Origin of the sequence: Sulfuricurvum sp. (assembly GCF_028688295.1) — a bacterium.
Taxonomy (GTDB): Bacteria; Campylobacterota; Campylobacteria; order Campylobacterales; family Sulfurimonadaceae; genus Sulfuricurvum.
This window is the reverse complement of record NZ_JAQTYM010000057.1, coordinates 1-15,428: the sequence shown is the minus strand read 5'-3', so window position 1 is coordinate 15,428 and position 15,428 is coordinate 1. Positions and strand designations below refer to the sequence as shown.

Below are 15,428 nucleotides of genomic sequence, written 5' to 3'. Positions count from 1 at the left end.
CTGATCATCTTCAAGATAGAGCAATCGTTGAACAATCTGCTTGAAGATCGTAATATTGATAATTATCTTATTTTTAACCGATGCACATGCTGGAGTGAAGCTTCCCTTGATATTGGTATTTAGAACTTCCATAATTTCGAGAATTAGCCCCGTTTCGATCGACATAAAATCAAATGGAATCGGTGCGATATCTGTATCAAAGAGTTTATCTGACGCTCCAAATAAATCTAAGTTTAACGTTTTTTTAAATTTTTCGGTGACTTCATGCATGATGATTTCTTCAGAAAAAATGCGGCATTCATCTATTGTTCCGTCAATATTCACAAAATAACTATCAATTCGATGTTGGTCTTTTTGCCAAAGTAGTGTTTCCTCTTTTCTAGCATCTTTATCTGCTTGGACCAGCATTTTCCCCATATTACCTAAATCACTTCTGGACATATGATGATTGAGAATAAGCTCAGCTACCTGTTCAGCATGCTCATAATTCAAAAACATCTCTAAAAATAGTGATTTAGACTCAATTGCGTGTGCTCGAATGGTTGATTTATCGGAATGGTACGCAGTCCGAACCTTGCCAATATCATGTGAAAGTCCTAAAATTAACGACATTCCGATCTTTGTTTGCCAACTATACTTATCGAACGCTTTTTTCTCTAAATTATCACAACAATACCTTGCTACACGCAACGAATGGTCATACAAAGAATACATTTTAGAGATTTCAAACGAACTTTTCTCTGCAAATTTATCTTCCAACAGTTGTGCCGTTTCAGGATCCCCTTTGTACCCAGTTACCGATGATATTCCCCCCTCTTCTTCCAGAAATTCCAACAATTCATAGATGATACGAAGGTCATCTAAGTGAATGATTTCAATATATTGATCTACATAATTATCCAAAAAAATGCTCGTTCCCTGCTTTATGAACTCATATCTTTGGCGTAAGTTTTGCTTCTCCTCTATTTGAGGATTAAATTCGTTTGCCTCTTTTTCCTTTTGGAGTCTTTCACGTTCTTCTTCGCTGATCCATATTTTTGAAAGTTCTTCCAATGTGATTGTTTTCGGTATCTTATTCTTCACTTTGTATATCGAAAAGTTCATGATATATACTGCTAAGGCTCCAATAGCGATCAAACCTACACCTAATTGTATTTGATTGATGTGACTGCTTGCATAATTAAACCATACATACGGCTCAGTCAGCGCTTCTCCTGTATTGTCTAAATATATCGATGCAACTATTGACAATCCACCTATAATTCCCATGATATTTGCAAAACTTTTTGCTTCTTTGAGCCCATTTTCGTGAGGGTTCAGTATCTTATTCATTTGCTTTTTCCTTTAGCAGTAAGATTTTGTAAAAAATTATCCATGACTTGGAAATCATCGTTATTCAATTCGAGTTTGTCCTTTAGATACATGTACTTGAGGGCATTCACATTTAGATTAGGGTACTTTTGCATAAGCTTTTTTACCCGATCACTTCGTGAGAACCGCAAGATTCCCGTTCGAATGCGGGTATTTTCCATTTTTGCGATTCGTAATGCTGCGTTAAAGACTGCACGTGCATTCGCATTAGGATTAGCTACCCCAACTTGAAAACCGATAACTCCGGCACAGTTTGCTATACGAAGTTTTTTGCCTGCAAGAAGATGCTCTTCATATGCTTTCTCGACACAATTATGAACTTGTTTTTCTACTCGCTTGATCCGCTTTGATTCATATCTAGCGATTGCGGCATGGAAGTCTTCCTGCTTCAAAAGCTTGATCAAACTATATGCCATTTGCTTGGTCAGACCGATACCTTCAAATGACGTCAAAAATAATTCATTTTCCCTTTCTGTTACAGGGAGATTGATGGTAATTTTCATATTACTCCTTTTGCTTGGGTGCGATATTCTCTCACTTAGTAAATAACACGGATGGAAACGAAAAATTCTCTCTTACACTCATTTTTAGCTATAAATTGTTCATCTCCAAAAATCAAAATCGCAACAACAGTACACTAAAAGTGTAAGAGTCTTAAAATCGCACGCACCTGCGGTGAATATTTCCTCTATTTTTTTCAAGGCTCCCACTAAGACAATAGAACAAATTGATCATGCTATTTAGGTTTTGTAAGCGAAAGTCACAGCGATGTCTATTTTATGCAGGCGTCATCAGATTTCTTAAAAAAGTGTATTTTTTTATGCCAATGAATTACGACGTCATAATTCATCATACTTCAGCGTAATATGTATGACATCAGCATACATCTTCATACTCTTTCATAAAACAATCACACTGCCATATTTTGAAACATTCCAATAACTTTTGGTTATCATAATATTTCTCGGCTAGTTCCCTTTTTGTCTTAGGAACTTAGCGGATTTGATCAATAATAACATTTACACATATATCGGGGTATTTGATGGAAGAGATCTCTACTTTACAAGAACGAATTGAGCAATTAGAACATAATCACAAATCCTTTGTCGAAATCGGCGCAATGATTTTTATTGGGATTCTTGCCACCGGTATGATCATCGATCATACCCACAACTATTCTCTATGGTTTGTCGTTTTGGGTTTAACCATCGCTCTCATAACTACGATTGTGATTGCCATAAAGCAAGATCTGGAAAAAGACCGTTACCGTGAAGAGCTTTCAAAGATCCAATTGAATGTTTCAACAGTTACTATAGAGTAAATACATGTTCTGGAATCTATTTATCCGTCCCAAATGTCGTATTTCAAAAAAAGTCGATGTTTGTGTCACGACATTCGAATCCGACGATGAAAGCTTCATCCGGGATCTTTTTTACAAACGTCATATCGGGTTAGAAATCATTACGACATCCGCGCATCCCACCCGAGAGCTGACGTACAAACAGATCTATGATATGGGTGATGCCATCGAGAGCCATTTTGAGTTCTGGGAAAAAACGATGACGTGCCGTGAGTGTGGTCTCAATCCGGTGGGAAGTATGAGCAACGATCATCTTTGTGACTTTTGTCATATGGAGAAAGCGTACGAAAAAAATACCAGCAATGTATGGAACCATCCATGATCGTATTTGCTTTTACCGTCGCTATGCTGCTCATTGCATTGGCAGCCTATCTTTTTGCTCAAATGAGTGTTGTGGGATTCACATTGTTTCTGCTGATCGTAGGATTGTTTATTTTTAGATTCCAGGATCACCCCACAGTGCGTGAGTGGGTGGATAAGGTGTTTTAACCTATCGAAATCAGATATATTGGTACTTTAACTTTAACGCTCATTCCACATATTCCAAATATTCCAAGGTATATACCTTTTGTTATAATCGGTAAAATAATCTTCCTCGCACGAAGTATCAAAAGAGGTACCATTATCAAACGATTTGCCGGTAATAACTTGATACAGTAGCCCTATCATACTTGCACCGAACATAATGACGATAAGCCAAGTAATGAGATCCCATGGACCGGTAATGATTTTCATGGCAAGATCTAAAGTTTCCATCAGTATTTCCTAAATCACTTCTCATACGTCCGGATCACGAGTTTATCTTTTTTGGTAATGGTCACTTCATGTATCGGCTGTGTCATCGATCCTTGACGAGAGCAATCAATGTTGTAGCCCATAAGCGATCCCATCGCCGCTCCACGGATACGGCACATATTGAGAACTCGGTTGTATTCTTGGGTAATCGAAGCCGGGAAGCTTTTCTCGAACGATTCACCGAGATATTCGATCGTTGCATTGGAGCATTGTTTGTAGTTCATGATCCAGTTCGCAGGTTTTTTGTCGTTGTAAACACTTGTGTGACCATAGCTCTGATCGGGAGCGCTCATAACCGCCGCAAGCTGACATCCGCTGTCGTTTTGCCCAAGGTAGACCCCTTCGAGGACGGAGCCGTTTTGACGTTCAAGGACGGTGTTTTTAGAAGTAATCGTTTTTGCGGCCAAGGCGGTGATCGCTGATGTCGGTGATTTGGACATCATCACGGTATTGGATGGTGCTTCACGCACTTCCACTTGCTGTTCACTCCGATGCATGAGATAGGTTGGATTGGTATCGGTTTCGAATATAATATCTTTTCTCTCTACTCTACCTTCTTTGGTCACTTGAAACCGCATTGTGTTGTTATACGGATGGGGTGAAAGGGTTATGGTAAACTCATCCGATGGATTTTTCGTGTTGATACACCATTGTTTTCCCTTATCTTTGAGAGATAATCCACGTAAACCGAGCCCTTTGACAATGTAATCATTGGCTTTTACCGCTTTGTCGCCAGTTGTAGTATTGGATATGAAATATTCTCCCCCTTTAGCGACACAATACCCATAGAAATCATAAAAATTCGTCCCAAAATCGAGCATCGATGAATAGAACTCTTTGGGTGAGTGTTTTTCATCCAACTTTTCATCAGCTACGTAAGCTTTCATCGCATAGCCGAGATCCTGCGGTGATTCATGGGTAAGGAAATAGAAATTCCCTTTTTTGCTCAATTCAAACCCTTGATTATTAGTAGTTTTACAGCTCATCTCATAATAGATGTCTCCGAATAAATTCTTTTTCGCTGTTTTTTCAACCATAATTGATTCACCGCCAACAGATGAGCAGTAATTGACCATCGATTTGATCTTGGAAGCGGGGATCATATCGTTCTTCCATTTGAGTACACTCACAGTGGGAGACTCTGCAACGATCTGATAGACATCTTCTTTGATTATGTACTCTTTCATAGGTGAAGCGGCATAAAGAGACAGCATTGAACACGCCAACAGTGAGAAGGAAAAAGGGATAAATCGCATAAGGAACCTTTCTAAAAATCTTCTAGTCACAAATAATAGCGATCGATACCTTTTAATCATATAACGCTATATATGTGGTTGTATTAAATTTAGCCAATCTTTACAATACCCCCATCTATAGGGTTGGATGGTATGGCTAAAAACGAACTGGATCTCGAAGCGGAACAATTTCTTGACCGCGTATCGGCAAACGTTGTCAAAGCACGTAAGGCTAAAGGGTTCAGCCAGCTCCAACTCGCCACTGAAATGGGCTACAAAAGCGCTTCATACCTTGGACGGATAGAAATTCGCTCAGAAGGTCAGCACTTCCATCTGGTACAGCTTTACAAGATCGCAAAGATTTTGAATATCTCCGTCGAAGAACTCGTTCACTAAACTACTTTTCCCCAAACTTCTCTATATCATTGAAAACTAATACATTTAGATTTAAAAAAAATCAAAAACTTCGTTTCGAGAGAGAATTTTTCATCTTCATCCGTGTTATTTGTATTCTAAGGACATTCTAAAACGTCCGACATAATACACAGGAGTCCATTATGGAACCGAAAATAAAAGACAGGCTATTGCGCCTACCTGAAGTACTCGCTCGCACAGGAATTTCACGCTCAACACTGTATGAGAATATGAAAGCAGGGCGTTTTCCGAAACAACAAAAACCAACACCACGGTGCAGCGGTTGGCGAGAAAGTGAAATTGAAGCTGTGATTAATGGAGAGTGGGATGGTGGCACAAATGGATTGGAATGAAGAAGCAGCGGCCACTGCTTCTTTGGGGAATTCTTTGTGCAGAACTGAAGAATTGTATCATAACCGTGATTTACATCAAATATTGCCGCCAAATTTACTGAAAGTAGCAAAAGCGTTTAATGAAATCAGTCATGCGCACTTTGATAGTATTGCAGTTAGTATCCTCTGCATCTTGCCGTGTTTGTGTGGTGGAGCCACAGTTTCACAGGAAAAAGGGATGCAGGGCAGGGCAATTATTTTATACATGCTCCTCCTTGCTCCTTCCGGTGTCGGAAAAACATCCGTCGCTATGATGGCGAGGAAATATTTTTTGAATTGGTTGGATAATGAGTTTAAACATCAAGAATCTGCTGTAGCACAAAAGCAAAAGATTAAGAACCCCGATGTTTTTTTGGATGGGGCATCAGCTGAGGGGTTAGAAGCTTCGTTTCAGTCTGGTAGTGCACCTCATTTGGTGATGGACGAATTTGGTAAATTTGCGACCGCTTCGAAAAATGATGTGGTCAAATTAACCTTTTTACGGATGATTATGCAAATCTATGACAGCGGCACCTTGGTCACACGTAAGCTCAAAGATTCGAATCGATCGGAATTGCTGATGATCAAGGGAATGGGACTTTTTGCCGCTTCAACGATCGGCAGATCTAATTTGACCCCTCAGGATATGCGCAATATGATCGCCGATGGATTGTTGAATCGGTTTTTGGTTATCTTTGGACAATACAAACGCATACCACTAAGGCAGGAATTGACAGCAGCTCAGGTCAAAGAGGTGGAAATTTTTTCCCGTGAGTTTCACGATTATGCACGGGAAAAACAGTTCTATCTTGGCACTGATGCATTGAATATTTATGAAAGATTTCATGAGACTGTCAATGAAAAATATTATCAGAAGTACAAAGCAGAGGATGATACGGCTGGGATGGATGTTCGGTCATTGACGGTTGTTCAACGCGTAGCTATGCTTTTTCAAGTATGCAAAAACATGGAAGACGGTCAGGCTGAAAATAGGGAAGTTGAAGCGATATCTATGATTCGTGCGGTACAACTTTTGGAATATTTAGACCAAAACCATTTTGATCAAATTCTGCTGTATGCGAATAGCAAAGACGGTCGCCCGACTTTGGAGGATAGAGTGCTTAGGGAGATCCAAAAAAAGGATCGGCAAAAAGTACGTGATATTGTCCGCAACCTCAATGGTGTCAAGACTATGGACGTACACGCAGCAGTTCATATGTTGGTACGAGCCGGATTGGCTATTCAAGATCAAAGCGGGTTTATTTCGAAGGCATAATTTTGCCCCGACACCGACAAAATAAGCGAGATCGTCGGCTATAAGGGGATTTGAGATGTCGTTACTCTCATACAGAACCACCGACATACCGACGTAATATTATACATGTCGTTGACACTGATGGATTATCAACGACGCTACAAAAGAGCCACTGTTCGGTTATTTCAGCCTTTGTCGGTGTGTCGGTGATCTCTTTGAATAGCGTTAAATTGATACATTGCTCATATCCCGATAAATCATATCGAGAATGATCCGAGCAAATCCTTCGCGGACTTTATCATTTTCAAACACCTGTTTTGCCATATTTTGATGGGCATCCATACTATCGATAATTGCATCGGTCATAACCGTTGGGAAATCACCCAGCATCGCTTGTTCTCTTGAGTTAGTGCGGAACTGCTCAACTACTTTCGAGTTCTCCATCACTTTATCTTTGATGGTACGTGCGTAATTGAGTTTATCATCATCCGTAAGTTCACCGGCGAAGAGTTCATTCATTTTTTCAACGATATGCTCAATCGTATCGGTTTCAGGATCACGAGGAACTCCTCCACCCGGCCCATCGGGTTTTATGGTCCCGTTTTCGAGATTGATCGATTGCACTTTTTTATTACGCAGGCTATAGTGCGTCATCTCAACGTTTCCAATATCAATCGGAGGCGTGATATCGACTACTTTGAGGTTAGGCAATAGTCCCCGTGCATACGCGCATAGTTTTTCAAGATCGGCATCTTCATAGTCAACAATTTGTGAGAGAAACTCATACATGCGGATAAAAGTTCCGAGATCCTTTTTGAAGAGATCGAGTGCGTCTTTATCTTCTTTGGCACTCGTGATATCACGCTCGGCATTATGGATACCCGCTTCATCTTTGTTTTCTTTCGCATGAGAAAGTGCAATATTGGCTGAGTTGATTGCTTCCAATGCTGCTTTATAGCGTGTCTTATAGCGTTCGCTTGCCGGCTTAACTGCGGCGGACATTGCCTCTTGTTTCCCTTTGGGATCGAAGTAGGCTTGTGCGAATTGTTCTACCTCGTTTTGAGTATAAATTCCAAATGCACTGAGTTTCATTTCGATCTCATGAACGATATTTGGATCACTCACATCCGTTAATGCAGCAGTAGTGTAGTAAGGATCAAATGCTTCTTTAATTTCATCGGCTTTATTGAAAAAATCGAGGATGAATACCACATCTTTGCCCGGATAGGTACGGTTCAAACGTGAGAGAGTCTGTACTGCTTCGACACCGCTCAGCTTTTTATCCACGTACATGGCACATAGCTTAGGCTGATCGAAGCCGGTTTGAAACTTATTGGCAACGATCATTACCTGATAATCGTCACTATCAAAGGCTTTGCGCATATCACGCCCTTTGAGATTCGGATTCATTGAACTCTCGGTGTACTCTTCGTTGACTCCCTCAACATCATCGATCACACTTCCCGAAAATGCCACCATCGCAGCGACACCGGTATAATTGTTTTCCTTGATGTATTTATCAAATGCCAGTTTGTAGCGGACTGCTTCTTTGCGCGATCCCGTAACAACCATAGCCTTAGCTTGAGCATCGAGCAGATGGGCGATATGAGTACGGAAATGCTCGATAATAATCTGGATTTTTTGAGAGATATTGTACGGGTGCAGTTTAACCCATTTTGCTAATTGTACTTTTGCTTTTTTGGCATCTACTTCACGTTCGCCTTCAGCAGTTGCAAGCTTATAAGCAAGATCATACGTCGTATAGGATTTCAGTACATCGATAATAAATCCCTCTTCGATCGCCTGACGCATGGTGTACGAATGAAATGGAAGAGGAATATTATCGGATGCCGCCGGACGGGTCGGGTCAGGAAGCGTTCCGAACATTTGAAGCGTTTTACTCTTCGGAGTAGCAGTGAAAGCAAAGTAGCTGATATTATCACTCTCAGATCGCGCAGTGAGTGCAGCGGCGATAACATCCTCTGCACTGATCTCTTCACCCTCTTCGATCTGTTGGGTTGTCAAAACTTCGCGAAGCTTTTTCGCCGTTGCACCGGTTTGTGAGGAGTGGGCTTCATCGGCGATAATCGCGTATGTTTTCCCCTTGAGCGTTGTTCGTTCTCGTATGGCATCAATGACAAACGGAAAGGTTTGGATAGTGACAATGATGATGGCTGCACCACGTTCCAATGCGTCTGTAAGCTGTGTCGATTTACTCCCTTCCCCCTCATCACGGTTGATACGAACCACCACGCCATCTTTATGCTCGAACTGTGAAATCGTTTCTTGCAGTTGAGAATCCAATACGGTCCGGTCGGTGATAACAATCACTGAGTTGAAAATACGCTCGGCTTTGTCGTTGTGCAGCGATGAGAGCTGATGCGCCAACCATGCGATCGAGTTTGATTTCCCACTTCCGGCACTGTGTTGAATCAGATAACGCTGACCGGAACCGTTGATCTTGGAATCTTCGATCAACGCCGTAACGACGTTTAGCTGATGGTAGCGGGGGAAAATGATACTTTCGCTTTTGTACTTTTTCCCCGTAAAATCCTCTTTCTCTTTCACTTCGAGGTGAATGTAACGCCCGATAATCTTCAGCCATGTATCTTTCGAGAGAATCTCTTCCCACAAATACGATGTTGCATATCCGTTAGGATTATGAGGGTTTCCGGCGGCTCCATCATTGCCTTTATTAAACGGCAAGAAAAAGGTATCTTTCCCTTTGAGCTGGCTCGTCATATACACTTCATCGGTACTCACAGCAAAATGTACCAGTGAGCGTCGTTTAAAAGCCAGTAGAGGCTCTTCGTGCTTCGTTGCGGGGTCTTTTGGGTTGCGGTCATATTTGTACTGATTAATGGCGTCTTGGACGTTTTGGGTGAAATCGGTTTTTAATTCTATAGTCGCAACCGGAATACCGTTGAGGAATAGAACCAAATCAATACTGTTTCGATTATGTTCGGAATAGTAAACTTGACGCACCACACGAAGGATATTAGCGTCATAATCAGCTTGGAGTTTTTCGGAATATAGATCAGGCTTGAATTGACAAAGCTTGAAACGGGCATTAATCTCTTTGAGTTCGTGGCGGAGGTAATAAAGAGAACCTTGCTTATCCATCATCGAGGATACATGACGACAGAGGGCTATATCGGTGTTGGTTTGATGACGTTTGGAAAACTTTTCGTATTCAGAGGGCTGAGTGGTTTGAATATAGGTGATGAGATCTTCGGGGTAGAGTGCAAGTGATTTGTCGTAACCTTCACTGCTGCCCTCAACCCAGTTATGATTCGTCAAATACTCAACGATCTCGGTTTCGAAAGTGATCTCTTTGTGTTTGCTCATCTAATCTCTCCCATACCTTGTCTAAAAGCTTGTCTAAAATGCCGTGCACCTTGTCTAAATTTTGGAATTTCTCAAAATACAATTACCTTTTTGTGAAGTGCCCTTAAATAGGATACTTTTATCCCTTGCAGACATCGCATATAAAATATTTCGTACCTTGTTTTGCCTTTGCCTCTCATCTAAAATACCCGGGAGCTTGTCTAAAAAACAAGATTGCAAAATCACTGCATTTGATGTTTTAGCGGATTTCTTCCAAAATATATCGATTCCCTAAAATACGTATCATCTCGTGCGTAGGGATAAAGCTAACTCCAAACTCTTGACATATATTAGGTATTTTGACTTTTTTTGCACCAGGTGCCAATACTTCTTTTGTGACAAGTGTTGCACCGATAGCTTTACATTTGGCGATAAGCCATGGATCAGCACCACTCAAAAAATGACTCGCCTGTGCTTCAGAGTAATTTTCCACAACGAATTCTGCAATTTCTCCAAAAACAAGCTGAGTAGCGGTGTCATCTGTTTCGATGAATAGAGGATCCTTTTTACGTTCTTCAACCCATGCCGAAAGCTCGTCACCACCAGTTAAAAGTTCATCGCAAACTTGTGTAATGCTAAAGAGAACTCCAGATTGTGCTTGGGCATCAATCATATCCCAAAATCCTGGGCAAAAGTCCATGCCATAATGAATGTTTTTAGCCTCTATCAGTGTATTCGCATCTAAACAATAAGCCATTAGCGAATCCCCAATTCTTTAGAAAATTCAGCTATTTTACTTGCGTTGATATTGAGTAATGCTGCTGCTTCACGATAGGGAATACGTCCTTCTAAAGCACTGCTAATAACTGCGGAGGAGAATCGGCTACCATTCCGCACCCGAACATTGGCATAATAGCTTCCACCACCAGTTTGTTGATCTCGTCTATGCTGGCGTATTTGTTCGAAGTTCTCACTCTCTTGACGGTAGTAATCATAAAAAGTTCCAGCATCTACTAGTCCCAAATCATATGCGCGACGTGCCGTTACAAAAGTACTGACTTTAAACAAAGAGGCTTCTTTGCTGCAATTTTCTCCCATACCTGCATTAAAATCCCAAAAGCGTAAAAACTCATCTTGTGGGGTTAATACTTCAGCGCTAACCGCATTACAAAATTTTTCAGTCCGATTGTCGGTAGTTTTATCTAGATCAATATCGGAAATTCCACTTTGCGCGATCCACAAGTGCGCTAATTCATGAATGAGGGTAAAGATTTTGGCACTGTTTGCATCACTGGAATTCATAAAAATCAAGGGAGCATAGCGATCTCCGATTGCAAAACCTCGAAATTCATGTACGTTCAGAGCACGATGAGTATTATTGCCGACAATGCTATTTCGCATAACTAAGACACCTATCGCTTCAATTTTCTCGGTTAAAAATTTTAGGTACTCTTCTGTAGTACGGCATTTTCCCCGTGCAATACTTGTCAATCCAAGTGCATTACGAATAGAGTGGGCAACATCTTGAATGTTTTGTTCGATATTTGCTATTCCGAAAAATTCAAAAGCAGACTCGTCATTTTCAAGTGCATACTCACGATACCATTGTTGCTTTCGTTTGATATCATTGAGAAGATCGCGAAATTCTAGACTTAGAGAAGCATTTTGACGATCTGCAATCGTTCGTAAATCTGGAATAGGCAATGTTTCTTGCGGAGGTTTAGATAAGAACAAATATCCAAAAGGTACATGAAGCGTCTTTGCTAATTTTTGCGCCTGCTTAAATGTAGGTCTTTGGTTCCCATTTTCCCATGCAGAAATCCGTTCAGGCTTTGATTGGAGTTTGTCAGACAAAGCATCAATACTCATTTGTGCGCGTTCACGCGCCCAAGCTAATAGACTTGGGTTTACAAGTGCTTGCTGTGCCATAACTCCTCCTTTGTAGGATCCTATCAATTTGTGTGATTATCGGATAGTTTTACTTTATCTTTAATTTGAAACCGGAACAAACTCGTAAATACTACATAAACAAATCGCATCTCTTGATGAAACGTCTTAATACATTTCCATTCGCAAGTCAATTTCTTCATTTAATGCTTGAAAAATTTGATCTGTCCCTATGTCGTAATTTCCAAGATGGTGAACATAACCTCTAAATGGCTCTGGAACTTCATCTGTCTTTTTAATATGATACTGATGCCATTGTGATAGGGCATTAAGATAACGGTCCCCATTTGGACTATGCACCAAGCGAGCATTCATTACATCGATTTGTTCTTTTACAAGTTCATGTGCTCTTATATCATTTACCAAGATACGTTTGAAAAGGGCATTTTTGGACACTTTCAATGCTGTAACATAAGCCAATAATGGGTTTGATAATTGATGAGGATGCGCAAATGCATATAATGCGATACAACGTTCAATATCTCTTAAAGAGAGGTCTAGGACAACTGTCAAAAGAGCAATTCCGTTAAAAAAATGCTCCGTTTGCTGACCATTTCCAAACTTATACATTTTGGCGACAGAAAGCACAAAACGCTTTGTCCTGTCATATCGTAACGTTTCACCGATTTCTTCTTTTGGCAATTTAAAAAAGAAATTGACAAACTTACTTAAATACAAAGCCGCATCGGTTTCAGCGCCATACACTCCTTTGACGGCTTTTTCGAGCTGATTTCGGTTTAGTAAAAGTACAAAAACAATGTTTGGAACATCGAAAAAGTGTTTAATCCGTTCGATTAGTTCAACCGCAAATGTTGGCTTACACCGATCAAGTTCATCGATAAAAATCACAATCGGACGTTCTGGATCAGTATTGGCAAATTCGCTCAACTGTTCTTTAAACTGTTGCATCAAAGCTTTGTCGCCTGCATGTTTTGTTAATCTATCTTTGATCCAGCCACTACTGACTTCAGCACCATCATCTACAGCACCTTCTAAAAACTCTTTCGCTTTATCGGAAAGATTACTCGTTCCAAGTGCCCATTGACCTATTGTATTGACAATCATTTTCGTTCCCATAGGAACAAGCGCTTTGGCAATATTAGTTGCTGTTTCAGTTAGATTTGGTACCAAATCATCTTCACCCATTACTTCTAATATTTCAGCACTGAGCAGCATAAATGGATCTTCAATATAATCTTGCTCAAATGCGTCAATATAAATCACTTTGTGTGATTCATTTTTCAGATGTGCAGCCCAATTTCGACCAAACCAAGTTTTCCCTTCTCCCCATGATGCATCAATGGCCACTACAGCACCTGCTTGTAAACGATTCAGATACGAGGTCAGATGTATAGCCAACTGTTTTCTATTTAACAAATCATCCTGAAAAGGCTGTTCTCCGACAACAGAAAAACGTGGCAATGCTAAAACTGGATCACTCATGAAGCTCCCCTACTAACACGTTCATTCTTTTTGCATCGACCAGAAAGAAACATATAACCCATAATAGCTTATTCCCTTTTTGTATGCCGCTTAACTGCGACAATGATTTGCCACATTAGCACTGAAAAGGCGATATAGAACCATAGACTTATAAATTCCATCCCTTTTTTGAGCAGCTTGCTATCAAAAGGTAAAAGGGATTTCGCGAGACCATTAAAAAACCCAGCGAACGATCCTAATATATGATTTACTGGTTCATTGAATACATATAACCATTCTCGCTCATATCCTATGGTCAGCAAGTAAAATAGTAAACTCAAAGCTACAAAAATGCAGATTGGTCTCACATAGTTTTGACCAAATTCTGAAATTGATTCATTGAACCAAAATACAAGTTTTTCAGCTTTTTTACCATCTTCTTTCAAAAGATCTTCTTTATGTTTCCGCATCTCTAAAGCAAAAAAGTGATTCGCATCAATATGATTCCCGATTTTATCGAAAGAGTTTTTGACTATCCGAAATGTTTCTCGTGTCGTGTTTGAAAAACCTATTTCAGTATTTAAAAAATTGGGGGAATCTTTCAAATTGATGTTATCAATATCTAACCCTGAATAAAAATGTGTATTACGGAAGTTAACGAAATTAGAAAAAGTCACATATTCAAAAAGTGCAATATAGTCTCTGTTTTTTGGGTCGGTTTCTTTGCCAAATTGGCATAATTCAAAACCGGTAAAGTTATCAAAGATACTCTTATGTATTTTGAATTTTTCAAAAGTGCTTTCAAAAAAATCAGCGATCTTTTTGAAATTACAATCATCTATTTCTAAAATATTCACTCTATTGTATTTGAACTCAAACTTCTCATCAAATACACTGTTTTCAAAGTAAGCAAACTCAATGATGTAATCGTTTAAAACAAATCTTTTTTCAAAATTACTATGATAGACCTTCAGGTTTTTGATGTTTGATCGTAATTCATCCGAATCTGCAAAAATCGGCTCTTTGGCATCAATGTACTCAAAAGAAAGCTCTTTATGAAAATGACAATTATTAAACTGCTGATGGTTTAGTTGAAATCGTTCATCATCACTCTCAGTGCCAGCAGCAGAGACACTATTTCGAAAATGACATTGCTGATAGACGATGTCATAAATATTTTTTAGAACTGGATAATCATAAAGAGACCAATGTTCGAAAAACTCACAGTCTTGGAAGAAGCATTCTACAGATGGCAGTTCCATGTAGCCCGTATAAAATTTACAATAGTTAAAATGAATTTTCCCTAATTTTTGTAAGATTGGAATATAATCAAAATGTTCTCTACTATCGTGTTTTGGAAAAGCAATCAGGCTAAACACAATAGTTTTTTCTTTGAGAAATTTAGCGTTTTGCTCTGCGTGCGTAGAAGGTACGTTTCCACGTAATAACTCTCTGATAGTATCTATAGTAATAAATTGACTTTCCTCAGCTGTACGAAAAATTTGTTTGAGGATATTTTCTATCAGACGATTATGGAACTCTTCAAGTTCATCAAAATGCAAATGGTAATCATGGGAAATTCGATCTTTTGGACAATGCAAAATACACTCATCATAGCCATTTTGTTTAGGCAGCTTACATCCGCCATAAGCCGTGATCGAACATTGATCACTCACACCATCCCTCTCACATCAATTTTCCCCGTAATCGCCGCAGAGATCAAAGCCGTTCGACGTTCTTTCATCAACTCTATCGCTTGGCGGGCTTTGGTAATAAGTGTATCGATTTTGGCGGTTTGAATATCTAACTCAACTTTCGCACATAGATTTTGAAGTTTAATCTATCTACGAAAGCCCATAAATAGGCACTTTTAACTATAATTTTGTTCTCTACAACATCATTATAAAGGGCTTTTTTATGAGTCTTGATAA

15 protein-coding genes are annotated in these 15,428 nt (G+C 39.7%); 6 read left to right on the top strand and 9 right to left on the bottom strand.

Annotated elements, in window-relative coordinates:
• Together PHR02_RS10450 and PHR02_RS10445 are read right to left on the bottom strand one after the other, a co-directional pair.
• On the bottom strand, positions 1-1,332 hold a 1,332-nt coding region (locus PHR02_RS10450; RefSeq protein WP_299991909.1), incomplete at its 3' end, for an HD domain-containing protein.
• Complete coding sequence (locus PHR02_RS10445; RefSeq protein WP_299991907.1) at positions 1,329-1,874, bottom strand: hypothetical protein; 546 nt, start codon at positions 1,872-1,874, stop codon at positions 1,329-1,331. The genes PHR02_RS10450 and PHR02_RS10445, both read right to left, overlap by 4 nt.
• 539 nt (positions 1,875-2,413) lie before the next feature.
• Here PHR02_RS10445 and PHR02_RS10440 point away from each other — a divergent pair.
• From PHR02_RS10440 to PHR02_RS10430, 3 genes are read left to right on the top strand one after another with little or no spacing between them, the layout of a single operon-like run.
• On the top strand, positions 2,414-2,692 hold the full coding sequence (locus PHR02_RS10440; RefSeq protein ID WP_299991906.1) for a hypothetical protein: 279 nt from the start codon (positions 2,414-2,416) through the stop codon (positions 2,690-2,692).
• Positions 2,693-2,696: 4 nt separating this feature from the next.
• Positions 2,697-3,053: a hypothetical protein gene (locus tag PHR02_RS10435; protein ID WP_299991904.1), complete on the top strand. Its 357-nt coding sequence runs from the start codon at positions 2,697-2,699 to the stop codon at positions 3,051-3,053.
• Positions 3,050-3,220 (top strand): hypothetical protein, encoded by a 171-nt coding sequence (locus tag PHR02_RS10430; protein WP_299991903.1) that lies wholly within the window; start codon positions 3,050-3,052, stop codon positions 3,218-3,220. Before PHR02_RS10435 ends, PHR02_RS10430 begins: the two co-directional genes overlap by 4 nt.
• 33 nt (positions 3,221-3,253) lie before the next feature.
• Here the strand turns inward: PHR02_RS10430 and PHR02_RS10425 are convergent, their stop codons facing one another.
• Both PHR02_RS10425 and PHR02_RS10420 read right to left on the bottom strand, forming a co-directional pair.
• The gene (locus PHR02_RS10425) at positions 3,254-3,487 is read right to left on the bottom strand and encodes a hypothetical protein (protein WP_299991902.1); all 234 of its coding nucleotides are present in this window, start codon (positions 3,485-3,487) and stop codon (positions 3,254-3,256) included.
• A 14-nt stretch (positions 3,488-3,501) separates the two neighbouring features.
• Complete coding sequence (locus PHR02_RS10420) at positions 3,502-4,782, bottom strand: hypothetical protein (protein WP_299991901.1); 1,281 nt, start codon at positions 4,780-4,782, stop codon at positions 3,502-3,504.
• A gap of 132 nt (positions 4,783-4,914) precedes the next feature.
• On the opposite strand from PHR02_RS10420, the gene PHR02_RS10415 reads away from it, so the two are divergent.
• From PHR02_RS10415 to PHR02_RS10405, 3 genes are all read left to right on the top strand, one after another.
• Positions 4,915-5,157 carry a helix-turn-helix transcriptional regulator gene (locus PHR02_RS10415; protein ID WP_299991899.1) on the top strand — a complete coding sequence of 81 codons (243 nt, stop codon included), beginning with the start codon at positions 4,915-4,917 and terminating at the stop codon, positions 5,155-5,157.
• Positions 5,158-5,318: 161 nt separating this feature from the next.
• Positions 5,319-5,528, top strand: coding sequence for an AlpA family transcriptional regulator (locus PHR02_RS10410; protein ID WP_299991898.1), 210 nt, complete (start codon positions 5,319-5,321; stop codon positions 5,526-5,528).
• Positions 5,515-6,822, top strand: a complete 1,308-nt coding sequence (locus tag PHR02_RS10405) for a hypothetical protein (RefSeq protein ID WP_299991896.1) — start codon at positions 5,515-5,517, stop codon at positions 6,820-6,822. Before PHR02_RS10410 ends, PHR02_RS10405 begins: the two co-directional genes overlap by 14 nt.
• 204 nt (positions 6,823-7,026) lie before the next feature.
• Here the strand turns inward: PHR02_RS10405 and PHR02_RS10400 are convergent, their stop codons facing one another.
• The 5 genes from PHR02_RS10400 to PHR02_RS10380 all read right to left on the bottom strand — a co-directional run bounded on the left by PHR02_RS10400 (position 7,027) and on the right by PHR02_RS10380 (position 15,173).
• A complete protein-coding gene (locus tag PHR02_RS10400; RefSeq protein ID WP_299991894.1) occupies positions 7,027-10,149 on the bottom strand; it encodes a type I restriction endonuclease in 3,123 nt (1,040 codons plus the stop codon).
• 238 nt (positions 10,150-10,387) lie between these two features.
• On the bottom strand, positions 10,388-10,885 hold the full coding sequence (locus tag PHR02_RS10395; protein WP_299991892.1) for a DUF4411 family protein: 498 nt from the start codon (positions 10,883-10,885) through the stop codon (positions 10,388-10,390).
• Entirely contained in the window at positions 10,885-12,057 is a 1,173-nt protein-coding gene (locus PHR02_RS10390) for an ImmA/IrrE family metallo-endopeptidase (protein WP_299991890.1), read from the bottom strand. The genes PHR02_RS10395 and PHR02_RS10390 overlap by 1 nt, the downstream gene beginning before the upstream one ends.
• 126 nt (positions 12,058-12,183) lie before the next feature.
• The gene (locus PHR02_RS10385; RefSeq protein WP_299991889.1) at positions 12,184-13,518 is read right to left on the bottom strand and encodes a P-loop NTPase fold protein; all 1,335 of its coding nucleotides are present in this window, start codon (positions 13,516-13,518) and stop codon (positions 12,184-12,186) included.
• 68 nt (positions 13,519-13,586) lie between these two features.
• Positions 13,587-15,173: a hypothetical protein gene (locus PHR02_RS10380; protein WP_299991888.1), complete on the bottom strand. Its 1,587-nt coding sequence runs from the start codon at positions 15,171-15,173 to the stop codon at positions 13,587-13,589.
• Between the last annotated feature and the right edge of the window lie 255 nt (positions 15,174-15,428).